General features: G+C 65.9%; 28 protein-coding genes and 1 tRNA gene. 8 read left to right on the top strand and 21 right to left on the bottom strand.

The features are described from left to right. From E3O39_RS19330 to E3O39_RS07050, 13 genes are all read right to left on the bottom strand, one after another. On the bottom strand, positions 1-238 hold a 238-nt coding region (locus E3O39_RS19330; RefSeq protein WP_206751292.1), incomplete at its 3' end, for a hypothetical protein. Between the two features lie 71 nt (positions 239-309). Further along, positions 310-1,431: a nuclease-related domain-containing protein gene (locus E3O39_RS07100; RefSeq protein WP_134450070.1), complete on the bottom strand. Its 1,122-nt coding sequence runs from the start codon at positions 1,429-1,431 to the stop codon at positions 310-312. Positions 1,432-1,567: 136 nt separating this feature from the next. After that, a complete protein-coding gene (locus E3O39_RS07095; protein WP_134450069.1) occupies positions 1,568-2,446 on the bottom strand; it encodes an SDR family oxidoreductase in 879 nt (292 codons plus the stop codon). Positions 2,447-2,819: 373 nt separating this feature from the next. Continuing rightward, positions 2,820-3,149, bottom strand: coding sequence for a uracil-DNA glycosylase family protein (locus E3O39_RS19280; protein WP_198413394.1), 330 nt, complete (start codon positions 3,147-3,149; stop codon positions 2,820-2,822). After that, the gene (locus E3O39_RS19275) at positions 3,038-3,397 is read right to left on the bottom strand and encodes a uracil-DNA glycosylase family protein (RefSeq protein ID WP_198413397.1); all 360 of its coding nucleotides are present in this window, start codon (positions 3,395-3,397) and stop codon (positions 3,038-3,040) included. The genes E3O39_RS19280 and E3O39_RS19275 overlap by 112 nt, the downstream gene beginning before the upstream one ends. A gap of 97 nt (positions 3,398-3,494) precedes the next feature. Further along, entirely contained in the window at positions 3,495-3,755 is a 261-nt protein-coding gene (locus E3O39_RS07085; protein WP_134450068.1) for a hypothetical protein, read from the bottom strand. 686 nt (positions 3,756-4,441) lie between these two features. Beyond that, on the bottom strand, positions 4,442-4,783 hold the full coding sequence (locus E3O39_RS07080) for a hypothetical protein (RefSeq protein ID WP_134450067.1): 342 nt from the start codon (positions 4,781-4,783) through the stop codon (positions 4,442-4,444). A gap of 1,271 nt (positions 4,784-6,054) precedes the next feature. Then, the gene (locus E3O39_RS07075) at positions 6,055-6,474 is read right to left on the bottom strand and encodes a hypothetical protein (RefSeq protein ID WP_134450066.1); all 420 of its coding nucleotides are present in this window, start codon (positions 6,472-6,474) and stop codon (positions 6,055-6,057) included. Between the two features lie 669 nt (positions 6,475-7,143). Next, positions 7,144-7,215 (bottom strand) — tRNA-Arg (locus E3O39_RS07070). Between the two features lie 38 nt (positions 7,216-7,253). Next, a complete protein-coding gene (locus E3O39_RS07065) occupies positions 7,254-8,189 on the bottom strand; it encodes a CHAP domain-containing protein (protein WP_134450065.1) in 936 nt (311 codons plus the stop codon). 118 nt (positions 8,190-8,307) lie between these two features. Then, complete coding sequence (locus E3O39_RS07060) at positions 8,308-8,805, bottom strand: HNH endonuclease (RefSeq protein ID WP_134450064.1); 498 nt, start codon at positions 8,803-8,805, stop codon at positions 8,308-8,310. Positions 8,806-9,194: 389 nt separating this feature from the next. Then, positions 9,195-10,046 carry a C40 family peptidase gene (locus tag E3O39_RS07055; protein WP_198413393.1) on the bottom strand — a complete coding sequence of 284 codons (852 nt, stop codon included), beginning with the start codon at positions 10,044-10,046 and terminating at the stop codon, positions 9,195-9,197. Positions 10,047-10,318: 272 nt separating this feature from the next. Further along, positions 10,319-11,026: a metal-dependent transcriptional regulator gene (locus E3O39_RS07050; protein ID WP_134450063.1), complete on the bottom strand. Its 708-nt coding sequence runs from the start codon at positions 11,024-11,026 to the stop codon at positions 10,319-10,321. A 70-nt stretch (positions 11,027-11,096) separates the two neighbouring features. Between E3O39_RS07050 and serC the strand changes: the two genes are divergently transcribed. Together serC and E3O39_RS07040 are read left to right on the top strand one after the other, a co-directional pair. After that, positions 11,097-12,215, top strand: a complete 1,119-nt coding sequence (serC, locus tag E3O39_RS07045) for a phosphoserine transaminase (RefSeq protein ID WP_134450062.1) — start codon at positions 11,097-11,099, stop codon at positions 12,213-12,215. Positions 12,216-12,223: 8 nt separating this feature from the next. Beyond that, a complete protein-coding gene (locus E3O39_RS07040) occupies positions 12,224-12,457 on the top strand; it encodes a DUF2530 domain-containing protein (RefSeq protein ID WP_134450061.1) in 234 nt (77 codons plus the stop codon). Between the two features lie 11 nt (positions 12,458-12,468). Here the strand turns inward: E3O39_RS07040 and E3O39_RS07035 are convergent, their stop codons facing one another. Beyond that, positions 12,469-13,086, bottom strand: a complete 618-nt coding sequence (locus tag E3O39_RS07035; RefSeq protein WP_134450060.1) for a DUF3027 domain-containing protein — start codon at positions 13,084-13,086, stop codon at positions 12,469-12,471. Beyond that, positions 13,079-13,459 (bottom strand): cold-shock protein, encoded by a 381-nt coding sequence (locus E3O39_RS07030; RefSeq protein ID WP_134450059.1) that lies wholly within the window; start codon positions 13,457-13,459, stop codon positions 13,079-13,081. Before E3O39_RS07030 ends, E3O39_RS07035 begins: the two co-directional genes overlap by 8 nt. 93 nt (positions 13,460-13,552) lie before the next feature. On the opposite strand from E3O39_RS07030, the gene E3O39_RS07025 reads away from it, so the two are divergent. The 3 genes from E3O39_RS07025 to E3O39_RS07015 are packed head-to-tail and all read left to right on the top strand — an operon-like array spanning position 13,553 to position 17,450. Beyond that, on the top strand, positions 13,553-13,828 hold the full coding sequence (locus E3O39_RS07025; RefSeq protein WP_134450058.1) for a hypothetical protein: 276 nt from the start codon (positions 13,553-13,555) through the stop codon (positions 13,826-13,828). Positions 13,829-13,832: 4 nt separating this feature from the next. After that, positions 13,833-15,719, top strand: coding sequence for a helicase-associated domain-containing protein (locus tag E3O39_RS07020; RefSeq protein WP_134450057.1), 1,887 nt, complete (start codon positions 13,833-13,835; stop codon positions 15,717-15,719). A gap of 54 nt (positions 15,720-15,773) precedes the next feature. After that, the gene (locus E3O39_RS07015; RefSeq protein ID WP_134450056.1) at positions 15,774-17,450 is read left to right on the top strand and encodes a DNA repair helicase XPB; all 1,677 of its coding nucleotides are present in this window, start codon (positions 15,774-15,776) and stop codon (positions 17,448-17,450) included. A gap of 28 nt (positions 17,451-17,478) precedes the next feature. Here the strand turns inward: E3O39_RS07015 and E3O39_RS07010 are convergent, their stop codons facing one another. Genes E3O39_RS07010 through E3O39_RS07000 form a run of 3 tightly spaced genes read right to left on the bottom strand, consistent with a single transcriptional unit; the run spans position 17,479 to position 20,432 of the window. Beyond that, the gene (locus tag E3O39_RS07010) at positions 17,479-18,195 is read right to left on the bottom strand and encodes a pyrimidine reductase family protein (protein ID WP_134450055.1); all 717 of its coding nucleotides are present in this window, start codon (positions 18,193-18,195) and stop codon (positions 17,479-17,481) included. Positions 18,196-18,198: 3 nt separating this feature from the next. Beyond that, entirely contained in the window at positions 18,199-19,095 is an 897-nt protein-coding gene (gene folP / locus E3O39_RS07005) for a dihydropteroate synthase (protein ID WP_198413392.1), read from the bottom strand. Next, positions 19,095-20,432, bottom strand: coding sequence for an NAD(P)/FAD-dependent oxidoreductase (locus E3O39_RS07000; RefSeq protein ID WP_134450054.1), 1,338 nt, complete (start codon positions 20,430-20,432; stop codon positions 19,095-19,097). The genes folP and E3O39_RS07000 overlap by 1 nt, the downstream gene beginning before the upstream one ends. A gap of 141 nt (positions 20,433-20,573) precedes the next feature. On the opposite strand from E3O39_RS07000, the gene E3O39_RS06995 reads away from it, so the two are divergent. The 3 genes from E3O39_RS06995 (at position 20,574) to E3O39_RS06985 (ending at position 23,440) form a co-directional block, all read left to right on the top strand. After that, complete coding sequence (locus E3O39_RS06995) at positions 20,574-21,266, top strand: response regulator transcription factor (protein WP_134450053.1); 693 nt, start codon at positions 20,574-20,576, stop codon at positions 21,264-21,266. Positions 21,267-21,297: 31 nt separating this feature from the next. Beyond that, complete coding sequence (locus E3O39_RS06990) at positions 21,298-23,031, top strand: HAMP domain-containing sensor histidine kinase (protein ID WP_134450052.1); 1,734 nt, start codon at positions 21,298-21,300, stop codon at positions 23,029-23,031. A gap of 118 nt (positions 23,032-23,149) precedes the next feature. Continuing rightward, a complete protein-coding gene (locus E3O39_RS06985) occupies positions 23,150-23,440 on the top strand; it encodes a WXG100 family type VII secretion target (RefSeq protein WP_134450051.1) in 291 nt (96 codons plus the stop codon). A gap of 171 nt (positions 23,441-23,611) precedes the next feature. Here the strand turns inward: E3O39_RS06985 and groL are convergent, their stop codons facing one another. The 3 genes from groL to E3O39_RS06970 all read right to left on the bottom strand — a co-directional run bounded on the left by groL (position 23,612) and on the right by E3O39_RS06970 (position 26,734). Then, the gene (groL, locus tag E3O39_RS06980) at positions 23,612-25,231 is read right to left on the bottom strand and encodes a chaperonin GroEL (RefSeq protein ID WP_134450050.1); all 1,620 of its coding nucleotides are present in this window, start codon (positions 25,229-25,231) and stop codon (positions 23,612-23,614) included. A gap of 129 nt (positions 25,232-25,360) precedes the next feature. Further along, the gene (locus E3O39_RS06975) at positions 25,361-26,371 is read right to left on the bottom strand and encodes a DUF3048 domain-containing protein (RefSeq protein ID WP_134564054.1); all 1,011 of its coding nucleotides are present in this window, start codon (positions 26,369-26,371) and stop codon (positions 25,361-25,363) included. A gap of 159 nt (positions 26,372-26,530) precedes the next feature. Next, entirely contained in the window at positions 26,531-26,734 is a 204-nt protein-coding gene (locus E3O39_RS06970) for a cold-shock protein (protein WP_134362230.1), read from the bottom strand. Between the last annotated feature and the right edge of the window lie 219 nt (positions 26,735-26,953).

Genomic DNA, 26,953 nt, shown 5'->3' with positions numbered 1-26,953 from the left:
TGGTGGGCAGATCTGTTGGCCATGAGTGGGCAGTTTTCATGGCCATCAGCGGGCATTTTCCGTGGCCGCCAGTGGGCAGTTCTTCATGGCCCTTGACACGTCTCAGACCAGGATCCTCCAGACCGCTCAACCGCGTGCTGCCATAAACCCACGCCGCGTATGCCCAGTCGTCCAACCCTCCGACGAGGACGTCGTCCTTGGGCGAGCGGTTATGCATTCCGTTGGACTCCAGACTCAATAGACGCTCCGGGTAGGCGCAGCGTTACATCAATCCAGCCGCTGTGGCCGGGTGGCACTCATCGCGTTCATCTATTGCGTGAGCCGGCGGATTACCCAGAGAACCGTGCCGACCAGAGCCGCACCGAGCGCGGCCACCACTCCAAGATTCAGGAGCGGCGCGAACGCCACGAGCAGCGACGGCAGAACGCAACCAGCCGGGGACGTGCACGGCTGGTTCGCGACGCCTTCGATCACTGACATCGCTGCGATGATGAGTCCGCAGGCGAGCCACAGCTTGACGAGGTCACCCAGGGTCACACGCTCTCGACGCTTACGTCGTGCCGGGGAGCGGGACGGAGTCGCGCGACTGCGGGCGGGAGTGCGATTCAGAGCGCGGTTGGGAGCACCGGTCGTGGGTCGAGTGGTTGTTCGAGTCGCCGCGGTCTTGGCTTGGGAGGGGACCTGAGCGGCAACGTTGAGCGTCCCGACCTGAAGAACGAGTCGCTCGAATCGTGGCATTACCCGCAGGGTGTCGGCCGCTCGCGGGTCCACATGCCAGGTTTCCGGCTCTTCGGCTGCGAACTCGATCAAGGCCAATTCGCTGTCGCTCAATTGCTGAGGCCGGGCCACGAGCCAGGAGACAAGGTTCTTCGCATCCACGACAGAGACCGCGCCCGCGGCGGGGGCGCGGTTGTCGTTGATCGACCTCGCACCGAGAATCGCCAGGACGGAGATGACCGGCACGGGGAACCCGACTTTTGTCGTCAACCGTCGGCCCACATCCGTCGCGTCACTCTGCGCCTGCTTCAAATGCCGGGTGTTGACGTTGTTGACTCGAAGCACGAAGTCGCCCACCCAAATGGATGCGCCGGCGTGGTGTTTCGTGTTGATCGCGAACACTCCCCCGGACCCGATGACGAGGTGATCCACATCCTTGGTGCCGGCACCGATCGGCACCGCATGCCGCACAAACCACTTCGGACCTAGCGCAGCAAGAAGCAAGCCGACCTCGATCTCGCCGAGAGCGCCCACGTACCAGGACCGGGCATCCGCGTGAAGCGTCACTCCGTCGGAGGACCGCAGGGAAGGATCGAGAGCCTCAGCGTCAGCCTGGACCTGCAGGCATTTCGCCGCCACCGAATAGCCAGCTCCGCGCGAGGACAGCGCCTGAATGCCCGCAAAGTCAACGCGCCCACCCACATCGTCAGACATTGGCACCCGTACCCCCGAGGCCTGACGCTACCCGCATGCGACGAGCAGCCGCTTCCCCCAATGCGGGGCCGAGCAGCCATGTTTACGCCAGGACCGTCTACCCTTCCGTCAGGATGCGATGCGGTTGACCGCAGACTCATCGCGTGATTGCATCGGGCCCGATCGTTCGTTCTTGGCCGTTCGCATCCAGGACGCGGACGTCCAGGGGCATGCGATTGCGGCGGCGTAGTCGTCCGGTCAGTACGCTATGAACACCGCGGGTCACCAGGGCCAACTTCGTCAGGCTGCGAAACTCGGCAGCGTCCGACGTGACAAGGTTCAGGAGAGGACGCGCGGCGGCCTCCGGGGCCTGCCCCCACAGCCCAACGACCGCCTGGAGTGCAGTTAGACGCCCTTCGTATCCTGGCTGTGACGTGATGTGGCTGAGAAGGGCTGTCGTCACCAAGCCGGGGTTCATACCGTGAACGCGGACTCCGGTTCCTTTGGTTTCGAGTCGTAAAGTCTCCGTGAGCTGGCGGACCCAACGCTTACTTGACGCGTATGCGTTCTGCATCGCGACCGGGCCTTGGTCGCCTTGGCCGTAAAGGTTGACGAGGTCGCCGTGGCCTTGGGAGAGGAACACCGGCAGTGCGACCCGTGACCCATGAAACGTTCCGAGGATATTCGTTCGCACCACGCGCTCGAAGTCGTCGATCGGCGTGGATGCCGTGGGCCCGTAAACGCCAGAGATTCCAGCGTTATTGACCCAGATGTCGAGCGTCCCTTGCCGGAGGGCCTCGTCACGAAGAGTCTCGACGTCGGCCATTTCCCCGGTGTCGCAGCGACACCCGGAGACCGAAATGCCCTCCAGTCGAAGCCGTTCGACGGCGGCTGCGACGTGGGCTTCCGAACGGGATGCCAGCACAACGGTTGCACCCTGTTGGCCCAACAACCGGGCCACAGCGAAACCAAGGCCGCGAGTGGAACCCGTGACGACCGCCACGCGCCCGCGAAGGGCACCCTGCTGGGCATCCATGCCTCTCCTCACGCCGCAAGCCTCACGCCGCTACCGCAGGAGAAGTGCCGAGAGGGCATTAGTCCCACGTTTGACGCGACGGTTACTGAACCGGTCGCGTCCATGATGGCACGGTTGCGGTTCGCGCGTTCGGACCGACCCTGCTGCGGAGTCGATCGTGGAGATGGCTGGCGCAGCACGGAGTCCGTCGGCACGTCTTGATGAACCCAAGTCGACCTGACCCGCTACCTCAGCATCAGCGGTTTCCTCGTCACCGAGCTGACTCGCCACCGATACACCCGGCAGATAGTCGGAATCTGGCACCAAGCCTGACGTTGATACTCCCGATGCAGACCCCGAACAGCGGGCACTCTGTCGATGACACGCTGGGCGCTTACTCGATCGCGTCAGCGACGGAGGTCCTCAGCGCGGGCACTAGGTCAGTCTCGAACCAGGGATTGCGCGCTTGCCACCGGAAGTTGAGCGGTGACGGGTGCACCACGGGAAACACATCGGGCAGGTACTCTCGGAACGCTCGGACAGTCTCGGTCAGGTTGCGCTTGCCACGGCCGACGAGATACTGGTCCTGCGCGTACTTGCCGATGAGCAATGTCAAACGAATCCCAGACAGCTGGCCGACGATGAGCGGATGCCACCGCGGTGCAAAGTCTTTTCGTGGCGGCAAGTCGCCGCTGGTTCCTTTGCCCGGGTAGTAGAAGTCCATCGGGAGGTCGCGAACAGCGCGGGATCTCGGAATTGATCCTCCGTCACACCCAGCCACAGCATCAGCTTCGCGCCGCTCGCGTCGTCCCAGGGGATTCCGGAGGCTTCCGCCTTCTGTCCGGGCGCCTGACCGATGATCACAATCCGAGCGGCAGGGTCCGCGACGAACAGGGCCCCCACGCCTCGTTTCGCCCAGGCAGCGTTCGAGGGATCGGTGTCAATGGCCTGCCGGATCTCGTCGAGGGTCACGTGTCCCTCCTGAGCCGACTCGCCAAGCTCGAGAACGGTTGCAGCATTCTGCAGACAGTAGCAGTTGTGAAAGTGCGGCGCCGAGATCGTGAAATCGTCAAATTTTGATGCGAATAGTTCCCCGGTAAGCGCCCTTGTCATCGTCGCCGGGCAAGGGGGCCGGCGCGGGCAAGATCGACTGGCGGTCCATCTCTACCTGCGCTTCGTAACGTGTCGGATTGAATGCCTCATCGGCGATTGTCATCGATCCGCCTCGACGCCTCTGATTCCAGGAGAAGTCGACCCACCCCTTGCGCTGCCCGACAATGGCTACAACAGTGATCACGGTGATGACACCTGCAACGATTATCCAGTTCACCCTTCAAATCTAGTTTGATTACATTCCGAGGTGGCGAGTCTCTTGGGGCCCCTTCCCGGAGCTGTTGCGGTCAGGCCAAGTCCTTGAAGCTGTCCTCGCCGGGGCGCCAGACCATCCACGCTTCGTCGTGGAATCCCCTGAGCTCGGCGATCTCAACGTAGACGTCTTCTTTCTCAGGGTGGATCACGATCGCGCCCGTGTCGAGGTCAATGCGGATACCTGCCCCGGTGGATTCGCGACGTCACCGTGCCAGGGGTCAATCGGCGTAGAGAATCTGCGTAGCCACGGTCCTGCTGCGGCAGATGCGAACGGCTTCTAGAAGAAGTCGAAAACGAAGCGGCCAAGCGCCCGCAGAGATCGGCCAAGACTGCGCACCCACCCGATACCGCGACGTCTCGATTCTGCCCAAGTGGCGCCGGCCACCATCACTGCGGCAACCAATGCGACGAGCAGCGCGACCTCGACAATCGGGCCGGGCAGACGGACTACACCATCAAGGGCGATGACGATTCCGTCTGCGAAAAGAACTACAAGCCCGAGGACGGTCGTCCACAACGGCCAACGGGACCTTGGTCGGTGTTCCTCGGGCGGCAGCACAGGCCAGACGCTAGCACGCGAACTCCCATTCCATGCAAGCATGACACTCATGCGTGACGCCGACTGCCCGGCATCTAGAGCGGCCTACGTCACGCGTTTGAAGGAGGGCTGCCAATTCCGAGCTCCCACGGGCCCGCACCCGACCAGATCAATACGAATGCGCACGACTGCCCCAGCGTCGAGCCCTGCTTCGCCTTGCCCACCAAATCAACCGTCATCAGCTTCGGGGAGATATCGGAGGCACTGCTCATTTCGCGTCCAACCGGAGAGATCTTGGAACACTGTTCGAAGACGACACCCGCACTCTCGGCATTGTATGCCGACGCTGCGGACGTGAAGAGATCCTGGAGCGCCTGCTGGTCCCCGGCGTCAATGGCCGCGATCACCTGCTGACGAAGCTCTCTTGCCGATCCGTCAGGGGGCAAGGACATCGTGGGCTCATCGAATGCGGTGCACCCGGAAAGCACCAATCCTGCGAACGTTACAACGAAGCACAGGAGCAAACGCTGGGGGTGACCGCGATCCCTTCTGGACGATATCGGCATTAGATTTCGCGGACTGACCGGGCGTCGTCGATTCCGTGGTCAAGCGTCCTGCCGGCTGCCAACTCGTTGACTTTGTTATTCGAACTCATCTCGACACGCGGCCACGCAACACGCCCAGAATTCAGTACGGCCCAGTTCGAGAGGGATCGTTGCATCGCGCTCTTCGTCTTCCCCATGGGTTTGATCATTGCAGCCCCCGCGGGCATTGCCCAGAAGTGCGCAGACTCACTGCGGTGCAAGCCTGCCGAACCGGCCCAAACCATTTTCTTTTTGGGTACGCACATAGGTACACACATAGACCTGGAGAGAAACGGCGGATACCAACGGTCCAAGTGACCGGAAACGCCGATAAGGCCCGGTTCGGCGTGAAAGAGTGTGCCCCTGGAGGGATTCGAACCCCAACCGTTTCCTTAGGACACAACCGAAAACGCTACCCCTCTCGCCAAGATTTCCCGTCTAATCAGCGACAATATCCGGCGATCTGATTCAGGTGTTCACATACGGATTGATCGGCAATGCGCGCCTCCTGAGCAGCTGTGGACCTGACGGTCCAAGCCGGCTACCAATACTCCTTGGTTCTCGCCGCGATGATGAAGACAACGGAAAGATACGCGATCACTGCTACCTGGACCGCCGTCGAGACGGACGGCGTTGCGCCGAGGTTAGGGAACTTGGGGCGCCGCTCGTTGGCGCGGTGGGGTCGCCGGTGAACCCAGCTCAGGACGTAGCCCAAGTGCTCGTCAGGTGTGCAACGTCCAGTCGTCCAGAGCGCGGTAGCCGACTACCTCATGGACGATGATCGTGGAAGGAAACATGGGCCCGGCAGATGGCGAAGTGACGCTAGTTGGATTCGCCCCCACCTCGCGCCTGGTCTTTCTGAATACGACGTTCCCTGATCGTTCTGCTGGCGCCCACAACGCATGAAACCACTGTCACGACCCCCATCACGGTTATGAGAATTCCCATGAGGAACATGACTCCCATCGGAACTGCGGGACTACGTCCACCTCCGCCGACCAGTACGGCCCAGTCACCGTTGGCTTGAAGGAAGACCCTGCGCGACATAGATGCGCCGAAGACAGCGAACGCAGCGAATGCGATCGATTGTATGACGTCCCGAGCGACGGGAACCTGTTGAACGCGCCTCTGCCCCAGACTCACGACTGGAAATCCTCCGCTTGTCGAAGCCGTTCCGCGATGTCCTGCAATGCAGCCCCGGTCGCGCGACGAGGTAGCAGTCCACTCTTCTGGTCGTCCCTGAGGAACATTGAGAAGGAATGGGGGCCCGACGGAGTGTGAATCGTCGCCTGAAGTGCTTCAAGCGTCCGGGCAAGATAAGGTGCCTGTACAACCCTGTACTCGATCTTCTCGAGCGAGCCGATTGCGGCCACTTGAGACACCTTGCTCAACCCCGACCACCATGAGCATTCGTACTCACCAAGCATGACGACGCTGGACGTGTTCACCCTAAGCCCACGGCCCGAGCCGAAAGTCGCGACGGCATCGAAAACTTCGGGCAACACGGTTGTCACATACGCCGGCACCAATGGGTTCTGATCCCGGACGGACTTGAGCACCCGAGGCCAGCGCCACATGGTGACCCAGAACACACCCAGGATCAACAATATTGGGAGCGCAACCCCAATGAGTAACGCAGCCCGGCCGGATGATCCACCCTCAGCGCCGTCTAGCTGTGATGCGCCGACGAATGCAATTGCTAGTCGGACAAGTAGAGCGACAACTAGAGCTCCACCACTGATGTAGATCCAACGGGTCCTGCTTGAGCCATTCATCGTTACCCCCAAAGACCCGGCAGCCCGCCATTGGTTGTGGCTGCGCCAGCTGGCAGGAGCCCCGCTTGTGCCGCTCCCTCTAGCAGCCCGATCGTACCCTGTGTTGCGCGGGCTATGCGCCCAATCCCAGCGCCTCGCAGCATGGGATAACTTCGCCGAGAAGAATAGGCAGGAAGACCTCGAGGCGGCCCATAAGTTCGCGGCCGCGAAGAAGCTATCACCGCCCACGAAGTGAAGTAGCGGGGCCGGCTTCACAACACTCTCACCCGCATAAGAAGGCGCTTCGCTGTGATCGGAAACTCCCTTCCGACGCGGCGGGGGGGGGGTGCCGTCGGCTGCGCCTTCGAGATCGCAGAGCCAGCGGTCATCCAATGGGCTGACGGCGTGACGACTAGCGATGGCGAAGAAATGCGCTTCACCAGCGTTTCACTGGCATCGAAGGCTGTTTCAGTGTGCCCCTGGAGGGATTCGAACCCCCAACCGTTTCCTTAGGACGGAACTGCTCTTCCGTTGAGCTACAGAGGCTGGCTGTCAAAGTTTAGCTGGTGCGAGCCCGATCAGGATTACGCGGGCGGGTATAGGAACAGCGCGACGTCGCTCGGCGAGACCGTGCGCTTGTGATACGCGTGGCTGCCCATCCAGTTGTACTCCTCGAGCACGACGGATCCGTCACCGCCGATCGACTGCACATAAGCGACGTGGTTGTAGTTGAACCAGGCGACCGCGCCGACGACGGGGGTCTTGCTCGTGGTCCAGCCGTGGTTGGACCACGCACTCGCCCAGGCGCTCGCGTTGCCGCCGCCGGGGGTCAGACTGTTCCAGGTCCAGCGCCAGGAAGAGCCGGTCGAACCGGCGTCTCGGTTCAGGCGCCAGGCCACGAAGTCGACACACTCGCGGTAGTAGTAACTGAGCGGGGATAGGCCGCCACCCTGCGACTCGGTGGGCATGTTGTACCAGGGGTAGTCATCACCCTCCGCACGCACGCCGTAGACGGCGAAGGCCGCCGCAGCGGCACGGGCGGTCGCCACCTGCTGGGCAGCGAGGGCCTTCTTGGCCGCGAGCGCCTGCGCCGCGAGCTGCTCTTTCGTGGTGGCAGCGAAGCCGTCACGCGAAACAGTGACCGCGGTCGCCGCTGCTGCGACGGTGAGGCCCTGCACGGTCTTGTTCCCCGACGAGTGCGTTGCGCTCGTCATGTCACCGGCTGCGCGCGGAGTGAAGGCGTACGCGGGCAATGCCGCGGTGAGGAAAATGGCCGGGATGGCGAACACGGCGATCGCGATCTTGACCGGATGCCGCCGCTTGCGTGGGAAACGACCGACCGGCTTCGCGGGCGAGGCCGAAAAACGGCTACGCGGCCTCACTGCGGGAACGACGACGGATTCGGGCTTCGGTGCCAGGAATTGCTCCGTGGCCGGGCTCAAAGCCGGGAGCGCCTCGCGCTGGGCCCGGAGTTCGCGACGAGTGAGAAAGACCTCGGGGCTCGCTTCGGAATCGGACACGCCAGACTCGGGCAACAGGATTCCTCTGGATCGTGGCGTATCAATCGGGTTCATCCCACCCTAGGGGAAACCGTCGAAGAAGTCACCCCCGGCGTTACACATCCGTTACATTGCCTGATCAGGCGGCAGGCGCAAGATACTCGTCCCATTGCGGCAATGGTCGCTCGACTCCGCGCACGACCCAGCTGGACCCGATCGGGATCTTCGGGTGGAAGAGCAGATCCCAGCCCATCTCGGCGGGAGTGCGATCGCTCTTGATGTTGTTGCAGCGCAGGCAGCAGGCCACGAGGTTGTCCCAGCTGTCCCGGCCACCACGGGAACGGGGCTGCACGTGGTCGATCGTATTCGCAGTCCGGCCGCAGTACGCGCAGCGATGGTCATCCCTGCGGAGTACGCCGCGCCGGCTCACCGGCAGCGAACGGGAGCGCGGGAGATGCACGTACCGCGTGAGGATGATCACGCTCGGTCGATCCCACGAGCCGGTCGTCGCCCAGACCGGGTGGGCCTGGTCGGCGGCCACAATGGTGGCCTTCTGATTCATGACCAGCACGATGGCCCGTTTGAACGAGACCACGGCGAGGGGCTCGTAGCCCGCGTTCAGAACAAGTGTGCGCATTCGTTCCCTTTCGAAAAGGGCTGGACGGCTTCCAGCCATTCGATCTACTCCCTCGCACCGAGAGTCAGGGGCAAACGGGCAAACAAAAAGGGCGCTGTCACAATGACAACGCCCTACGGTCTGAAACGCGAGAACACGCGCAACTCAGACAAGTTTGACTGCCGTGCCGCAACGCAAAGCGGCAGCGCACATCCATGGTGTGGATCGTGCATCGCTCGCGCATTGGCTCTCCCAAAAGACTCGCAGTACTACAGAGCATCAGGTTAACGCACAAGCGACACGCCGCGCAGCACCCCACAACACTTCGTGGGCAAGCTGTTACGCATTGTTCACATCGTTGCCGCCCGGCGAGGCCACGTCGCGGCCTCGCCAAGCCCCGTCCGAGCGACTCAGATCCCGAGGCGGACGATGTAGTACGAGCTCGTCCAGATGGGCTGCACCCTCACGGAAGCCCCCTCATAGGGCGCGTGCAGAATGTTGCCATTGCCGGCGTAGATGCCGTCGTGACCGTCCATGATGACAAGGTCACCCGGCTGCGCATCGGCGAGGGAGATGCGGGTGCCCGCGGCGCCCTGTCCTGCTGCCGAATGCGGCAGGCTGATCCCGAACTGGGCGTAGACGTACATGACGAAGCCCGAGCAGTCGAAACCGGCCGGGGTCGACCCACCGTAGACATAGGGAACACCCTGGTACTGCAGGCCGACGTTATAGACGGATGCGAGGCTGAACGTCGGGTAGGACGGGTTCGCCAGGAAGTCGGAGACCGACGGCCCCGAATACGCGGCCGCATACGTCGTCATGGAGGCGGCCGCGGCGACGCGGCGCGCTTCGGCTGCTGCTGCGGCAGCCGCAGATGCTGCTGCCGCCTTTGCCGCGGCGATCTCTTCCGGCGTCGTGGCGCTGAAGCTGTCGCGGGCGACGCTGACGGTCGAGGCCTGGTCGGCGACGGTGAGCGACTGGGCGCCGGACCGGGTGAGGGCCGTGGATGCCGTCGTGCCGTGCGCGATATCCGTGCCGGGAGAACTCGGCGCGAACGCGTATGCGGGGATCGCCATGGTGGCGACGAGTCCGCCGGCCAGGGTCATCATCACGATGTTGGCGATGGCGCCGCGCCGGCGTGACGGGCGGGTGAAGATCCCGCGCGCGGGGGCCTCTTCACGCTGCGCCGGCGTCGGGGCCGGCCGTGCGGGTGTCGGGGCAGAACCTCGACGGGACAGTCTTCTACCTAATTCTTCGGCCAAAGTGTGTACCTCCGGCGCCTCGACAACACTAGGTAGTTGCCCCGTCCAATGCGTTGGTCGCATGTGTTACCGAACCAGGAGACGGGAAGAGAGACGTCCTGCTTCGAGCCCGGCGGCCGGTTCTGGCCTGTGGGACTCGTCCGACAGTACGTGAGGTTTCTCCGTTTGTCACCCCTTGGTGACGATTTAATAACGAACGCGTAACGAAAGGGTCATCTGTCGACCGCCGAAAACCCGGCATCCGTTCGGGTTTTGCCCCGCGAAACGGGCGGTTAGAGAGCGGCGACCGGGGTAGCCACGAAGATGTGGCTCGCGACTTCATTGGGCAGTTCGAGACCCTCAGCGAACCCCGCGACCTCGACGAGAACGTAGGAGCCGAGTGCCGAGAAAACCGCCGAATTGCCCGGCATCACGCCGGCGTTCTTGAGCTGGGCGAGGAGTTCCGGGTCGAACTGCACCGGTTCGCCGAGGCGGCGGATGACGGCGGTCACCGGGGTCGTCGACCCCGCGACGACCTCGACGAGGTTCGTGACTCCCGCCATGAATGCGACGGCGGGCGAGTCGCCCAGTTCGTCGAGCCCAGGGATCGGGTTGCCATACGGTGACTCGGTGGGATGCCCGAGCATCTCCAGGATCTTGCGCTCGACCTGTTCGCTCATGACGTGTTCCCAGCGGCAGGCTTCGTCGTGGACGAACTCCCATTCGAGGCCGATCACGTCGCTCAGCAGGCGCTCGGCGAGGCGGTGCTTGCGCATGACATGCACGGCCTTACGGCGCCCGTTGATCGTGAGTTCGAGGTGGCGGTCGCCGGACACGACGACGAGCCCATCCCTCTCCATGCGCGCGACGGTCTGCGAGACGGTCGGGCCGGAATGGCCCAGTCGTTCGGAGATCCGGGCCCGGAGGGGGACGATGCCCTCCTCCTCCAGATCGAGGATGGTGCGGAGATACATTTCGGTCGTGTCGATCAGATCAGTCATCGCCGGCCTCCCAGTGCCTCCGTGTGCGTCACAACCTTATCGCCGTGTTAGGGGTCGTTAGAATCGCCTCATGTCGAATCTGATAATTCCCTCCGAACTCTTGCCCGTTGACGGACGATTTGGCTGCGGCCCGTCCAAAGTCCGTCAGGAACAGCTTGAGTACCTCCTTAAATCTGGCACGTCCATTATCGGTACCTCCCATCGTCAGGCGCCGGTGAAGAACCTGGTCGGCCGGGTCCGAACCGGCCTGGCGGAGCTGCTCCGCGCTCCGGAAGGCTACGAAGTCGTCCTCGGCAACGGCGGGTCCACCGCCTTCTGGGATGCAGCCGCGTTCTCCCTTATTTCCAAGAAGGCCCAGAACCTCGTCTTCGGCGAGTTCGGCGGCAAGTTCGCTGCCGCGGCGAGCGCACCGTTCCTCGAAGCACCCGACGTGATCAAGGCCCCGGCGGGCTCGCTGAGCGCGGCCGTTCCGACCGAGGGCGTCGACGTGTACGCCTGGCCCCAGAACGAGACCTCGACCGGTGTGATGGCGCCCGTCACCCGCGTGCACGGCGACGCCGGAGCACTGACCGTCATCGACGCCACGAGCGCCGCCGCCGGCATCGACTACGCCGCCGATCAGGCGGATGCGTATTACTTCGCCCCGCAGAAGAACCTCGCCTCCGACGGCGGCCTCTGGATGGCGCTCTTCTCCCCCGCGGCCATCGAGCGCGTCGAGCAGATCGCCGCGAGCGGCCGGTATATCCCGGAGTTCCTCAGCCTGAAGAACGCGATCGACAACTCGCGCCTCAACCAGACCCTGAACACCCCGGCCGTGGCCACCCTGCTCCTGATCGAGAACCAGCTCGACTGGATCAACGGCAATGGCGGCCTCGCCTGGGCCTCCGCACGCACCCGCGAGTCCTCCTCGGTGCTCTACGACTGGGCAGCGACCGTTGACTACGCCACGCCGTACGTCGTCAACCCCGACCACCGTTCGCAGGTTGTCGCGACGATCGACTTCGACGACGCGATCGATGCCTCCGCCGTAGCCAAGGCGCTGCGCGCGAACGGCATCTCCGACACCGAGCCCTACCGCAAGCTCGGCCGCAACCAGCTGCGCGTCGCGACGTTCACGGCGATCGAGCCGAACGACGTACGCCAGCTCGTCAAGTCCATCGAATTCGTCGTCGCCAACCTGGGCAAATAGCGGTCCTCGTGCGCCTCTGGCTGAGAGACAGCGAGCGCCGGCCCGATCCTGAGCCGGCGAAAGCGGATGCGCGCACGCCGATCCTGATCGGAGCACTCGCCTGGCTCGTGGCCGCGGGTCTCGCCCTGGTTTTCCAGGGTGAGCTCGCGGCCCGCGGGCTCGGCTGGTGGCTGTGGTGCGCGGTGGCCGGGGTCGGCCTCGGCGTCGCCGGGCTGGCCTGGCTGCGCGTGAGGCGCCGGTAGTTCGTCAGACGCTATTCGTCTTCGTCGATGTCGTCCGGGTCGATGTCATCGTCTTCTTCTTCTTCTTCATCATCGTCGTCGTCTGCGTCGTCGTCGTCTGCGTCGTCGTCGTCTGCGTCGTCGTCATCGGTGTCGTCGTCATCGTCATCGGTGTCGTCGTCATCGTCGTCGGTGTCGTCGTCGAGAGCGTCGGCGGCCGCGGTCGCAGCGACCAGGTCCTGGGCCGTGCGGTAGTCGGCGAGGCGATCGGACCACGGGATCCACTCGGGTGCGACGAGGGCCTCGTCCCCCGGCGTGAGCTCGGTCTCGAGCACCTGCGGCAGGGATTCCCCGTCGATGCGCGAGAGCGTGACGGTCCAGCGCCAGCCCGGATACCCGGTCATGGTGCAGTCGAAGAGCAGCGACACGACCCGGTCACCCTCGACGACGTGTCCGAGGGGGTCGCCGATGGTGTCTTCCGGCGTGAAGGTGAGGAGTGCGGCCCTGGCCACCTCGACAGCCGCGACGAGTGTCTCGTCGGTGGGAACGGCATCCGCTGCCGGCGACTCGGCGTCGTCGGCCGCGGCGTCATCGGCGACGGCGTCGACAGCCGGTACGTCGAGTGTGGTGTCTTGGATCTGCTCAGGCATCGAGTTCCTCTGCGACCTTGCGAAGCATGGCGGCGATCTTGTGGCTGTGGGCGCTATCGGGGTAACGGCCGCGACGCAGGCTCGCACCGATGCCGTCGAGCACCTTGACGAGGTCCTCGATGATGATGGCCATGTCGTCGGCGGGCTTGCGGCTGAGCTTGACGAGGCTCGGCGGCGCTTCGATGATGCGCACGGACAGCGCCTGGGCGCCGCGCTTGCCATCGGCGATGCCGAATTCGAGCTTCGTTCCTGGCTTGACCGTCACTCCGGTGGGCAGCGCAGAAGCGTGGAGAAAGACCTCCTGGCCGTCATCGGAACTGATGAAGCCAAAACCCTTCTCCTCGTCGTAGAACTTGACCTTGCCGGTGGGCATCTGGACCTCGCTGAATTCCGGGCGCGCGACATGCGCGCCAACCGCACCCAGCTTATTCGGTTGCACTCGTCCCCGCCCCGTATCCTTGACACTGTGACCAATCAAACTCCACACGCCGCCGGCCGGCCGGAACGCATCCTCGCCTATATGGTCGCCGCCACCGTCGGCCTGTCGATCCTCGCGTTCTTCGCCGTCATCATCGGCACCTGGCTCGGCGCCGGCGCCAACAACGGCTTCGGCGAGGGTGTCTGGCCCGCGATCCTCGCGCTCCCGCTTGTCGGACTGCCGATTGGATTCATCCTGATCATCGTTCTCCTGGTGACGACCACCGTCCGCCGCGCTCGCGAGGCACGACAGAACGGGGAGTAACGCCGTGCTGACGCTCGCCTCACGCCTTCGTGCCCTCGACGACGCGGCGTTGCGCCGCACGATCGAGATCCGCGCGATCTCAGCCCACGGCATCCGTGATTTCTTCGACCTCGCCGAAGCCCTGCTGAATCCGGCCGCGGTCCAGGCAGCCCTCTCCCGGCTCGACCGGTCGACTCTGGCCGTGCTTGCGGTCACCGCCACCGAGGCGCCCGCCGAACCGACCGAGCCGACGGGTGTGCCCGGCGCGTCCCTCGGCCTCGATGCGCTCACTTCCCGCCTCACCGAGCTCGGCGGCCTGCCCGTCACCCGAGCGGATGTCGCCGCGCGCGCAGCCGTGCTCGACGAACTGATGCTCGCACTCCTGTCCGACGACGGCCTCAGGGTGTATCCGGCGGTCGCCGATCATCTGGCCACCTGGCCCGACCTCGGCCTGCCGTCCGCCCTCGAGCTCGCATCGACACCCGCGCCCTCCGCGCTCGCGACCGTGATCACGACCGACAGCCGCTTCACCGACCGCCTCGCCGCCGAACGTGCCTTCGCGGCGGTCTCCTCAATCGCCGAGCTCGTCACCGAACTCTCCCGGGAGCCCGTGCGCGAGCTCAGCCGGGGCGGACTCGGCCTGCCGGACACCAAGCGCCTCTCGTCCGTCATGGGCATCGATATCGACGCCGTCGCCACCTACGTCGCGACAGCAGCCAGGGCGCAGCTCATCGCGCACTCGACCGGGTACTGGAACGAGACGGAGGCCGGCGAGGCCTGGCTCCTCGAGGGCACTGCGCACCGCTGGGCGGCCCTGGCCGGCTCCTGGCAGGCGGCACTGCCCGCCGACGTGCGCAGCATCCTCGCGCACCGCCCCGGCGTCTCCTGGGGCGAGGGACTGCGCAGCTTCGTGACCTGGCTCTACCCAGCAGGCGGCGAGTGGATGGACACCCGCGTCACCGAGTTCGCCCGCGACGCCGAGCTGATCGGCATCACCGCTCACCAGACCACGAGCCCGGCGGGTGCCGCTGTCCTCGCCGAAGACCTCGACGGCGCCATCGCCACGATCGGGGCGTCCCTGCCTGCAGAAGTCGGCGCCGTCTACCTGCAGAACGACCTCTCGATCGTCTCCCCAGGCCCCCTGGCTCCCTCCATCGACGCCCGGCTCCGCGGCCTCGCCGACGTCGAGAGCCGCGAACTGGCCCTCAGCTACCGAATCTCGGCGACCTCGGTCAACCGGGCGCTCGCCGCGGGTGAAACCGCCGAGTCACTCCTCGACTTCCTGCGCACGATCTCGCTGACCGGCATCCCCCAGCCCATCGAGTACCTGATCCGGGAGTCCGCAGGCCGGTATGGACGGATCCGGGTCGGCGAGGTGGCCGCACCGACCGCGCTCAGCCGGAGCTACGTCCGCTCGGACGACGATGAACTCCTCGGCACCCTCGCCGTCGACCAGACCCTCGGCCCGCTCGGACTCGTCCGCGCGGACGCCCACCGCCTCACGAGCCGGTTCACCTCGGACGTCGTGTTCTGGGCGCTCAACGACGCCAAGTACCCGGTCGCAGCGGAGAGCTCCGACGGAGAGGTCCTGCACCTCCGCAGGCACCAGCTCGCCAGGGTCCTCCCCCCTGAGGCCCCTGACCTCGCACTCATCCTGGTCGAAAAACTCCGTGCCACGGATGGCGGCGAAGACGTCGCCGCCGACGCCTGGCTCGCCCGCCAACTCGATTCGGCGATCAAGTCCAAGCAGACCGTCATCGTCAGCATTGCGATGCCGGGCGGGGTCGTCGTCGACTACCTGCTCGAACCGGCCAGTGTCGGCGGAGGCCGATTCCGCGCCAGGGACCGCCGTGCCGACATCGAACGCACTCTGCCGCTCTCGAGCATCATCAGCATCACACCTGCCCCATAAGCGGGGGTGGGCCGATGGGAGGCTCCCAGCCATGCGGGCGTAGGATTAACGGCTATGTCTGATGGCCCACTGATTGTCCAGAGCGACCGCACGGTTCTGCTCGAAGTCGCCCACCCCCTCGCCGAAGATGCGCGCCACGACCTCGCCGTGTTCGCCGAGCTGGAACGGGCCCCTGAGCACATCCACACCTACCGGATCACCCGGCTCGGCCTCTGGAACGCCCGCGCGGCGGGACATGCCGCCTCGGACATGCTCGGGACCCTCGAGAAGTATTCCAAGTTCGCGATCCCGCAGACCGTGCGGATCGACATCGAGGAGACCGTCGGGCGCTACGGCCGCCTGATCATCGAGCGCGACGACGAGGGCCAGCTCGTGCTGCAGAGCAACGACCGGGCTGTGCTGATGGAGATCTCCGGCGCCAAGCGGATCGCCCCCCTGCTGATCGGCCACCCGACCCCGGATTCCTTCCTCGTCGAACCCTGGGCCCGCGGCCAGCTCAAGCAGGAGCTCGTCAAGCTCGGCTGGCCGGCCGAGGACCTCGCCGGCTACACGCCGGGGACCCCGCACGACATCGCGCTGCTCGAGAACGGCTGGGCGCTGCGCGACTACCAGAACAAGGCCGTCGCGAGCTTCTTCGACGGCGGTTCCGGCGTCGTCGTCCTGCCCTGCGGAGCGGGCAAGACCCTCGTCGGCGCCGGCGCAATGGCCACGGCGAAGACCAACACGCTCATCCTCGTGACCAACACCGTCTCGGCCAGGCAGTGGCGCGACGAGCTCCTCAAACGCACCACCCTCACCCAGGACGAGATCGGCGAGTACTCGGGGCAGGTCAAAGAAGTCAAGCCCGTCACGATCGCGACGTACCAGATCCTCACCGCGAAGCGGAAGGGCGAGTACGCCCACCTCGAACTCCTCGACGCGATGGACTGGGGCCTCGTCATCTACGACGAGGTGCACCTCCTTCCCGCGCCGGTGTTCAAACTCACGGCCGAACTGCAGGCCCGCCGCCGCCTCGGCCTCACCGCGACGCTCGTCCGCGAGGACGGCCGCGAGGGCGACGTGTTCAGCCTGATCGGCCCCAAGCGTTTCGACGCACCATGGAAGGAGATCGAGGCCCAGGGCTTCATCTCCCCCGCCTCCTGCTACGAGGTACGGATCGACCTGCCGCAGTCCGAGCGGCTCACCTATGCCGCCGCAGCGGACGACGAGCGATACCGCCTCGCCGCGACCGCCCCGGCCAAGCTCGACGTGGTCAAGCGTCTCGTCGCTAAGCACCCCGGCGAACGCATCCTCGTGATCGGCCAGTACCTCGACCAGATCGACGAACTCGCCGACGCCCTCAACGCGCCGAAACTCACCGGGGCGACCCCCGTCGACGAACGCGAACGGCTCTACCAGGCTTTCCGGGTCGGCGAGGAGAACCTGCTCGTCGTCTCCAAGGTCGCGAACTTCTCCGTCGACCTGCCCGAGGCGACCGTGGCCATCCAGGTCTCCGGGTCGTTCGGCTCGCGCCAGGAGGAGGCGCAGCGGCTCGGCCGGCTGCTCCGTCCCAAGGAGTCCGGCCTCGCCGCCAACTTCTACACGCTCGTCGCCCGCGACACCGTCGACCAGGACTTCGCACAGAACCGCCAGCGCTTCCTCGCGGAGCAGGGGTACAGCTACACCATTCTCGACGCGAACAACCTCGACACCGACGCCCTGGTCGACGAGGCCGCAGCAGGAATCCGCTGACCTGCCCTGACCGATCCGACGGAATCGGTCAGGGCGACGGGCGCGTGTAGCGCAGGAAGAGCATGTCTCCGGCAGTGAGCACGTGGCCGAGACGCATCGGGCGTGACGCGGCCGCGGCACTGTGCGCGATACGGCCAGAGGTGCCTGCCTCGAGAACCGGGCTCAGGCTCAGGCAGAGTTCGTCAACGGCATCGGCCGTGAGCAGCGCCCCGAACAGGCTCGGGCCGCCCTCACAGAGCACCTGGCGCAGGCCCCGCGCGGCAAGCTCGCGGAGCGCGAGCGGGAGATCGATCGTCGCCGCCCCGCAAACGAGCACGTCGGCCACGGCCTCGAGGTCGGCGCGCTTGTCGGCCGGTGACCCCGCGTGCGTGATGGCGATCGGGCGCGTCGCGGCGTCCGTGAACAGCGGATGCCCGGCCTCGAGATCCAGGCGCCCGCTCACGACCGCGATCCGCGGCTGCGGCGGGAGCCCGTGCGCGACGCGCCAGGCCTCGGCTGCGGCATCCAGGCGGATGCCACCGTAGCCCTCGGCGCGGACCGTTCCGGCGCCGACCAGGATCACGTCGGCGAGGGTCCGGAGCGTGTCGAAGACGAGCTTGTCGTCGGCATTGTTCAGGCCACCGCTCAGGCCGTCGTGGGTCGCGGCGCCGTCGAGGCTCGCGATGAAGTTCACCCGCAGCCGCGCGGCGGTCCTGTCCTCGATGCGGTAGGCGTCGAGGAGACCCGCCTGGCTGAAGTCGGTCATCGTTCAGGCCAGGTTGTGGCGCTCGTACGCCGGTTCGCGGAAGCCCAGGATCGCCTCGGTCATCCGAACGGCGTCCACGGCGGCGCGCACGTTGTGCATCCGCACGATCCGGGCGCCCTGCATGATGCTGAACACGGCGGCGGCGAGGGAGCCCTCGACACGTTCGTCACGGGCGCGGCCGAGGGTCTCGCCGATGAAGTCCTTGTTGGAGACCGCGACGAGGGTCGGGTAGCCGAGCGCGGCGATCTCGGGGAGGCGCCGGGTGAGCTCGAGCGAATGCCGGGTGTTCTTGTTGAGGTCATGGCCGGGATCGATGATGATCCGCTCTGCGGGGATCCCCCGGGACAGGGCCAGCTCGGTGCGCTCACGCAGGAACGCGGCGACCTCGCCCACGACGTCGCCGTAGCGCGGGGCCGGGTGCGGCATCCGCGGGCGAGCGAGGCTGTGCGTCACGACGAGGGTCGCGTCGCTGTCCGCGACGATGTCCGCCATCAGCGGGTCGTGGATGCCGGTGGTGTCGTTGATGACGTCGGCGCCTGCCGCGAGCGCCGCCCGTGCGACGGCCGGCTGGAACGTGTCGACGGAGATGACCGCGCCGGCGCCGCGCAAGGCGAGGACGACCGGGACGACACGGTCGATCTCCTGTTCGACGGGGACGGGCGGGCCGGGCGCGAACTTGACCCCGCCGATGTCGACCCAGTCCGCGCCATCGGATATCGCCTGGTGCGCGGCAGCGACGGCCTTGTCCAGGGCGAAGGTGGCGCCCTGGTCGAAGAACGAGTCTGGAGTGCGATTGATGATCGCCATCACCGCGATCTCGCGGTCGAAATCGAATTCGCGGCCGCCGATCATGCGCCGGGGATGGATCAGGACGGGAAACGCGGCGGTGCCGCCCGCCATCAGGAACCCACCCCTGGCGTGTCGGCGACCGCTCGACCGGCGTCGGCGCCGTGGCTCCGGGCGGCCGCGGGGCCGAGGAGGCTGTCGAGGCTGCGGGATTCGTCCCGCAGCGCGGACACGTCGACGCGCACGCGCGACCTGATCAGGTTCTGGACGGATTCGTTGACATCCCAGACATTGACGTTCATGCCCGCAACCACGCGGCCGTCGACGACCCAGAACGCGACGAACTCGCGGGCGGTCCGGTCTCCCCGGAACACCAGCTCCGCATCCCTCGCCAAATCGCCATATCCCGAGTATTCCATTCCGAGGTCGAATTGATCCGTGTAGAAGTAGGGAATCTCCTCGTAGCTCACCGCACGGTCGAGCATGGAGAGTGCGGCGGCCCGGCCGGCATTCTCGGCGTTCGCCCAGTGTTCGACCCGGAGGTGGTGCCCGAGAACGGGATGGAACACGCTCGCGACGTCACCGACCGCGAAAACCCCTGGCTCGTTGGTGCGGAAGGCCGCGTCGACGACGATGCCGTCTGCGACCTCGAGCCCCGCGTCGAGAGCGAGCCGCGTATTGGGTGTCGCGCCGATCCCGACCACGACGACGTCCGCGAGCACGACCTCTCCGGACGACCCGTCCTGGCCGGGGGTCCCGTCCGTGGCCGCCTGGAGCCGGACGCCCGTGACCCTTCCGTCCGTGCCGAGGATCTCGGCCACGCCGGTCTCCATTCGCAGGTCTACCCCGTTGGCCCGGTGGAGCGCGGCGAAGACTCCGCCGATCTCCGCGCCGACCGCGCGCTGCAGCGGCACGGCGCCCTGGCCGAGCACCGTCACGTCGTTGCCGTAGCTGCGGGCGGCCGCCGCAACCTCGAGTCCGATCCAGCCGGCTCCGACCACGACGATCCGGCGTCCCCCTGGCGCGAGCGCCGCCTTCAGCCGGGTCGAGTCGGCCACGGTGCGCAGGAGGTGGACGCCGTCCAGGTCTCCCCCGGGGCCGGGGAACGGCCGGGCGGCCGCCCCGGTCGCGAGAAGGAGCCGGTCATAGTGCAGCGTCCCGCCGCCGGCGTAGCTCAGCTGCCGCGCGTCGAGGGTGAGCGCCGTCACCGCGCGACCCCGCACGACCTCGATGTCCTGTGCGGCATACCAGTCGGCCGGGTGCACGTCGATCGAGTCGCGAGCGGATGTCCCGGCGAGGAAATCCTTGGACAGCGGCGGCCGGATATAGGGGTACTCGGCCTCCTCGCCAAGCAGAACGACCCGTCCGTCGAAGCCTTCGACGCGAAGCGCCTCTGCCGCGCGCGCCCCGGCGAGGCCGGCCCCGACGATCACACATGTTGCGATTTTCATGGCGTTCTCCCGTTCGAATCCGTCGCGGCGTCCACCTCCGATCAGCCCCGGCGGCTCCGCTCCCCACCCACAATCTACTCACGTCCGAACCACACCGGTCACTCACAGCAAAGGTCCAGCTAACGCGCAGATACTGGTCCAATGACTGATGGCCCCCGCATTCTTATTGTCGACGACGAGCCCAACATCCGGGATCTCCTCACCACCAGCTTGCGCTTCGCCGGCTTCGCCGTGCGGGCCGTCGGCAACGGCGCCCAGGCGATCTCCGCCGTGCTCGAAGAGGAACCCGACCTGATCATCCTCGACGTCATGCTTCCCGACATGAACGGCTTCGGCGTGACCAAACGCCTGCGTTCCGCCGGCTACACGGCGCCGATCCTGTTCCTCACCGCCAAGGACGACACCGAAGACAAGATCACCGGCCTCACGGTCGGCGGCGACGACTACGTGACCAAGCCGTTCAGCCTCGACGAGATCGTGGCCAGGATCAAGGCCATCCTCCGCCGCACGATGCACGCCGACGAAGACGCCGTCATCCGCGCGGGCGAACTGACCATGGACCAGGACACCCACGAAGTCCTCGTCGGCGAAGAACCCATCGAGCTCAGCCCGACCGAGTTCAAGCTGCTCCGTTACCTGATGCTCAACCCGAACCGGGTGCTCTCGAAGGCGCAGATCCTGGACCACGTCTGGGAATACGACTTCAACGGCGACGCCGGCATTGTCGAGTCCTACATCTCCTACCTGCGCCGCAAGGTCGACGCGCACTCCTCGGAGCCGCTGATCCAGACCAAGCGCGGCTTCGGCTACATGCTCAAGGCTGCCAAGGCATAGTCCCAGACTGCACAAATAGACTGGCAGCCTGATGCATCAGTCACTCACGGAGCGGTGGAACCGCATATCCCTCAGGTCCAAGATCACCGGCGTGACCGTTCTCATGCTCACGCTCGGTCTCCTGGTCTCCGGGATCGGCACGATGGCCATGCTCCGGCAGTATGTGATCCAGCAGGTCGACGCGCAGCTCCAGGCGGATGCCCAGACGACGTCGGTCGCATACACCGCGAACGCCCTCGGGCAGAATACCGGCACCGTCGTTCCCTCGGACTACTTCGTCGCCCTGTACGACGAGAACGGCGAACTCCGCTACCATTCCTGGACCGACGTGCCCGCACGCGAGCTGCCGCAGATCACCATGCCCCTTGACCTCCAGTCGGTCAACGCGCTCAACGGCCAGACCATGCGCCTGCAGGACGCCTCGCACGACACCGAGTTCCTCGCGGTCGCAGTGCCGCTCGTCACCAACGTCCACGGCACCTACGGCACCCTCGTCATGGCCGTCTCGCTCAAGCAGTCCGAGAACACCGTCGGCACCTACCTCACAATCTTCCTCGGCTTCGGCCTGGGCGTCGTGCTCCTGGGCGGCCTGATCACCCGGTTGCTCGTGACGAGCACGTTCGCCCCCCTGCGCGAAGTGGAGCGCACGGCCGCGGCGATTGCTGACGGCGACTTCAGCCAGCGGCTCGGCGGGGCGACCCCGAACACCGAGGTCGGCCGGCTCAACCGTTCCCTCAACACCATGCTCAGCAGGATCGATCGCCTGTTCAAGGAACGGGCCCGCACGATCGACCAGATGCGCCGCTTCGTCGGCGACGCGAGTCACGAGCTCCGCACCCCCCTCGTCTCCGTGCGGGGCTACGCCGAGCTCTACCGGATGGGTGCCCTGCAGACTCCGGAAGAGGTCGCCCAGGCGATGGAGCGCATCGAGAAGGAAGCGATCCGGATGGGCGGCCTCGTCGAGGACCTCCTCGAACTCGCCCGTCTGGACGAGACGAAGCCACTCGCCCTCACCCCCGTCGACCTGCTCCCCCTCGCCCGCGATGCGGCGCTCGACGCGATGGCCTCCGCCCCCGGTCGCACCATCACGGTCGTGACGGCGGCTCCCGACACGGACGAAGAGCCTGTCGTCCCGTTGGCCCCCGCCATCGACCTCGCGCACTCCACCGGCGAGGTACCGACCTCCGCACTCGTGACGGTCCCCGAGCGGGCAGGCGAGGCCGTGGCCGTCCCGCACACAAACACGGTTTCCTTCGCCGGTGCGACCCTCGCGCGGCTGCGTACCCGTCGCCCCCGCAAATCGGATGCTCTCGCCATCCTCCCCGAGCCAGTGCCTACCGCTGCCCCGACCGCCGCGATCCCCGCCGTCGTCATGGCCGAAGAGAACAAGATCCGACAGGTCATCACCAACCTGATGGGCAATGCCCTTCGCTTCAGCCCCGCTGACAGCCCCATCGAACTCGAGATCGCCGTCGACCGGCGGAACCAGCGCGCATCCGTCGCCGTGATCGACCATGGCGAGGGCATCCCGCCGCAGATCCGCGACAAGATATTCCAGCGCTTCTGGCGCGCCGACACCTCACGTGCACGCGAGACCGGTGGCAGCGGACTCGGCCTGGCGATCGTCGCGTCGATCGTCGCCAGCCACAACGGCACCGTCCAGGTCGTCGAGACCCCGGGCGGCGGCGCGACCTTCCGGGTCTGGTTCCCTCTCGCAGGGTCCCCGAACGCGCCCCAGCGGCTCGCGATCACCCCGGCGCCCTGACCCCGGCGCCTCCTCCCCTGGCGCGGGTGGCGGTGAGTTTTCCCCAGCCGGGGCGTACTCGCCAGCCCGGCGCGGCATCCGCCATACGGTGGCAGCACACCCCTCGAAAGGACTGCAGATGCCCCGGTACCAGGTAGACAGTGAACTCGTGCTCAGCACCACGACGACGGCCAGGGCGACGCTCGGTCGGATTCAGGCGGAGGTTGCCGCGCTGCTCGGCCAACTCACCGGGCTGGAGGGTTCGTGGACCGGGCAGGCCGCCGCCGCGTTCCAGGCCGCCGTGACGGACTGGCGGGCGACTCAGCAGCAGGTTGCGCAGAGCGCTGAAAGCCTCGGCCAGGCGCTCAACCAGGCCGGCCAGCAGTATGCCGAGATCGAGCAGGCCAACGCGCGGCTCTTCGCCCGGTAACGGCGTCCGGTAGCGTCGTCGGTTGGATTGTGCCGGATGCCGGGACGCGGCGGATGCCGGACGTGTGGAGACCGGATCGGGATCGTGCCTGCCCGGACGCGAAAACAGGGCGCCTCCCGGAGGAGACGCCCTGTTGGCGGTGAAGCAGTCTAGCTATCGAGCAGGGTGGACTTAGAAGTCCATTCCGCCGGACGGGTCGCCGACCGGAGCAGCGTTCTTTTCCGGCTTGTCGGCGACAACGGCCTCGGTGGTGAGGAAGAGTCCGGCAATCGACGCGGCGTTGAGCAGCGCGGAGCGGGTGACCTTCACCGGGTCATTGATGCCGGCGAGGAGCATGTCAACGTACTCACCGGTCGCGGCGTTGAGGCCCCAACCGATCGGCAGGTTGCGCACCTTGTCGGCGACGACGCCGGGCTCGAGACCCGCGTTGAGGGCGATCTGCTTGAGCGGGGCGTCGATGGCGACCTTGACGATGTTCGCGCCGGTCGCCTCGTCTCCGACGAGTTCGAGCTTCTCGAACGCGGTCTTGCCGGCCTGGATGAGGGCGACGCCACCACCGGCGACGATGCCCTCTTCGACAGCAGCCTTCGCGTTACGGACGGCGTCCTCGATACGGTGCTTGCGCTCCTTGAGCTCAACCTCCGTCGCGGCGCCGGCCTTGATGACGGCAACGCCGCCGGCGAGCTTGGCGAGACGCTCCTGGAGCTTCTCACGGTCGTAGTCGCTGTCGGTGTTCTCGATCTCGTTGCGGATCTGCTGAACGCGACCGGCGATGGCTTCGGGGTCTCCGGCGCCTTCGACGATGGTGGTCTCGTCCTTGGTGATGACGATCTTGCGCGCGTTGCCGAGCAGGTCGAGGGTGACGTTCTCAAGCTTGAGGCCGACCTCCTCGGAGATGACCTGGCCACCGGTGAGGATGGCGATGTCCTGCAGCTGGGCCTTGCGACGGTCGCCGAAGCCGGGAGCCTTGACGGCGACCGACTTGAAGATGCCGCGGATCTTGTTCACAACGAGCGTGGCCAGAGCCTCGCCGTCGACGTCCTCGGCGATGATGAGGAGCTGCTTGCCGGTCTGGATGACCTTGTCCACGATCGGGAGGAGGTCCTTGATGTTGGAGACCTTGGAGTTGACGATCAGGATGTAGGGGTCTTCGAAGACCGCTTCCTGACGGTCGGGGTCGGTCACGAAGTACGCGGACAGGAAGCCCTTGTCGAAGCGCATGCCTTCGGTGAGCTCGAGCTCGGTGCCGAGGGTGTTGGACTCCTCGACGGTGACGACGCCTTCCTTGCCGACCTTGTCGATGGCCTCGGCGATGATCGCGCCGATTTCAGCGTCGCCGGCGGAGATGGATGCGGTGGCCGCGATCTCTTCCTTGGTCTCGACCTCTTTGGCGTTGGCGATCAGCTCTGCGATGACCGCAGCGGTGGCCTTTTCAATGCCGCGCTTGAGGCTGATCGGGTCTGCGCCGGCTGCGACGTTGCGCAGGCCTTCGCGGACGAGCGCCTGGGCGAGGACGGTCGCGGTGGTCGTTCCGTCGCCGGCAACGTCGTCGGTCTTCTTGGCGACCTCTTTGACGAGTTCCGCACCGATCTTCTCGTACGGGTCGTCGAGTTCGATTTCCTTGGCGATCGAGACACCGTCGTTGGTGATCGTGGGGGCGCCCCACTTCTTCTCCAATACGACGTTACGTCCGCGCGGGCCGAGGGTGACCTTGACCGTGTCAGCGAGGATGTTCAGGCCACGCTCAAGGCCACGACGGGCCTCTTCGTTGAAAGCAATGATCTTTGCCATATGTGTTTCTCGTCCCTCCCGGACGTTACCAAAACGGTGATGGGTTGGCACTCAAAAGGAGAGAGTGCCAAGTCGATTCTGGCACTCAGGGGTCGAGAGTGCAAGTGAGCGCCGGGAAGCGTCGGGAGGCTATGGGACGAGTTCGACGGAGCCGGTGCCGTTCGGGATCAGTTCGATCCAGGTATTGCCCGGGGCGAGGCGAATGGTGACCCCGTTGTCGTCGATCAGCCGGATCGGGTCGGCCTGCCCGGCCTTCGACCACGTCGCGTGCACGGTCTTGCCGCCGGCGGACACCGAGCCCTCCCCCGTGCCGATCATGACGGTCTTGGGCACCTCGCCGTAGGTACCGTCGATGTCGACCCGGAGCACGAGGACGTTGGTGGCGCCCCTGCGGGCGCCGGTCGTGTCGAGGTCCGGGGCGCCCTCCTGCGAGCGCAGGTAAGCCTGTGAGGCTGTGTCCCAGCTCCAGCCGGGATAGCGCGATGCGGAGAACCGCGCGTTGATCTGGGTGATCGGGGTGCCATCGACCCCGGCGGTCGATGCCGCGATGCTGCCCGCGTACGCGAACTGCTGCACCGGCGGCGCGACAGAAGCGTTGCGCCCGACGAGTTCGGCGGCCTTCAGCACGACGTTGTGCGGGGCCTCCCTGTCGGCGACGCGGGAGAACAGGCCCGTCGTGTCGTAATCGAAGACCGAGTTGATGACGGGGGTGGCCTTCATCATGTCGACGAAGACCTGCTGTCCGCCGGAGTAGGCGACGATCCCGCCGAACGGCGTGATGATGTCGGGGTCCATCGGCCGGATCGACCGCACCGGGCCGATCGCGTCGGGTATGTCGGACTGCCAGACGCCGACGTAACGGGTCAGTCCGCCCTCGACGAGTTCCTCGAAGACGATGTCAGCCCGATCCAGCGAGATCTGGGGCCTGGCGGCCTCGTGGTTGTCGATCTTCACGGCGAGGGACGGGTTCGCAGCCTTCCCGGCCGGCACGATCGTGCCACGAAGCGGCGCGATCGCCAGCGGCGCCGGGGCGTCGACGGCAGCGGCGGTTGGTTCCACGGTCGCCGTCGGCGTCGCCGTGGTGGGCGGCTCGGTTCCGGAGCACGCCGTCATCACCAAGAGGAGGCATGGAAGAAGCACGGCACCGAAAAGTCGTGCCGTGCTTCGCCCGTGGATTCTTGCAGTTCTTTTCGCTGTCACGCCCCACACCCTAACGCGGCAAACTCGCGGATGCCGCGCGGCTCGGGGTGTTACCCGAGATTGGGTGCGCTTGGTGTGGGTGCGCCTGATCTTTTCAGATCAGACGGGACGTACCGACTCGGCCTGTGGCCCCTTTGCCCCGGTTCCCAGTTCGAAGATGACGTGCTGTCCCTCTTCCAAAACCTTGTATCCGTGCATGTCGATGGCGGAATAGTGGACGAAGACGTCCTGTCCGCCGCCGTCGACGGTGATGAAGCCGAAACCCTTTTCAGCGTTGAACCATTTGACGGTTCCGTTCGCCATGTGTAACTCCCCAGTGCTCTGATATTTTCGGCAACCGCCCGTTGGCCGTACCGGGCCTGGCGCATGTGACTGCGTCCATCTGGTCCGACCGGTGGGATGCCCCAGGGGGCAACCGGACGAACGAGATGAGCGACCTGAGTCAAAGATTACTGAAGCCAAGAAAGAACGAAAGGGGGTTGACGAGGAGCCCCCGTGGAGTTATACAACCGGAGGCGAATG

Source organism: Cryobacterium sp. MDB2-A-1 (genome assembly GCF_004402675.1).
Taxonomy (GTDB): Bacteria; Actinomycetota; Actinomycetes; order Actinomycetales; family Microbacteriaceae; genus Cryobacterium; species Cryobacterium glucosi.
The sequence above is the reverse complement of the archived record's forward strand: the minus strand, read 5'-3'. Positions and strand labels throughout refer to the sequence as shown.

Bases quoted from the DNA above. Each gene is read 5' to 3' on its own strand.
- E3O39_RS07100 (WP_134450070.1), bottom strand. From the start codon at position 1,431: ATGTCTGACGATGTGGGTGGGCGCGTTGACTTTGCGGGCATTCAGGCG.
- E3O39_RS07095 (WP_134450069.1), bottom strand. From the start codon at position 2,446: ATGGATGCCCAGCAGGGTGCCCTTCGCGGGCGCGTGGCGGTCGTCACG.
- E3O39_RS19280 (WP_198413394.1), bottom strand. From the start codon at position 3,149: ATGGACTTCTACTACCCGGGCAAAGGAACCAGCGGCGACTTGCCGCCA.
- E3O39_RS07080 (WP_134450067.1), bottom strand. From the start codon at position 4,783: ATGTCCTTGCCCCCTGACGGATCGGCAAGAGAGCTTCGTCAGCAGGTG.
- E3O39_RS07060 (WP_134450064.1), bottom strand. From the start codon at position 8,805: ATGCGCACACTTGTTCTGAACGCGGGCTACGAGCCCCTCGCCGTGGTC.
- E3O39_RS07050 (WP_134450063.1), bottom strand. From the start codon at position 11,026: ATGACTGATCTGATCGACACGACCGAAATGTATCTCCGCACCATCCTC.
- serC (WP_134450062.1), top strand. From the start codon at position 11,097: ATGTCGAATCTGATAATTCCCTCCGAACTCTTGCCCGTTGACGGACGA.
- E3O39_RS07035 (WP_134450060.1), bottom strand. From the start codon at position 13,086: ATGCCTGAGCAGATCCAAGACACCACACTCGACGTACCGGCTGTCGAC.
- E3O39_RS07030 (WP_134450059.1), bottom strand. From the start codon at position 13,459: ATGCCCACCGGCAAGGTCAAGTTCTACGACGAGGAGAAGGGTTTTGGC.
- E3O39_RS07015 (WP_134450056.1), top strand. From the start codon at position 15,774: ATGTCTGATGGCCCACTGATTGTCCAGAGCGACCGCACGGTTCTGCTC.
- E3O39_RS07010 (WP_134450055.1), bottom strand. From the start codon at position 18,195: ATGACCGACTTCAGCCAGGCGGGTCTCCTCGACGCCTACCGCATCGAG.
- folP (WP_198413392.1), bottom strand. From the start codon at position 19,095: ATGGCGGGCGGCACCGCCGCGTTTCCCGTCCTGATCCATCCCCGGCGC.
- E3O39_RS07000 (WP_134450054.1), bottom strand. From the start codon at position 20,432: ATGAAAATCGCAACATGTGTGATCGTCGGGGCCGGCCTCGCCGGGGCG.
- E3O39_RS06995 (WP_134450053.1), top strand. From the start codon at position 20,574: ATGACTGATGGCCCCCGCATTCTTATTGTCGACGACGAGCCCAACATC.
- E3O39_RS06990 (WP_134450052.1), top strand. From the start codon at position 21,298: ATGCATCAGTCACTCACGGAGCGGTGGAACCGCATATCCCTCAGGTCC.
- E3O39_RS06985 (WP_134450051.1), top strand. From the start codon at position 23,150: ATGCCCCGGTACCAGGTAGACAGTGAACTCGTGCTCAGCACCACGACG.
- groL (WP_134450050.1), bottom strand. From the start codon at position 25,231: ATGGCAAAGATCATTGCTTTCAACGAAGAGGCCCGTCGTGGCCTTGAG.
- E3O39_RS06970 (WP_134362230.1), bottom strand. From the start codon at position 26,734: ATGGCGAACGGAACCGTCAAATGGTTCAACGCTGAAAAGGGTTTCGGC.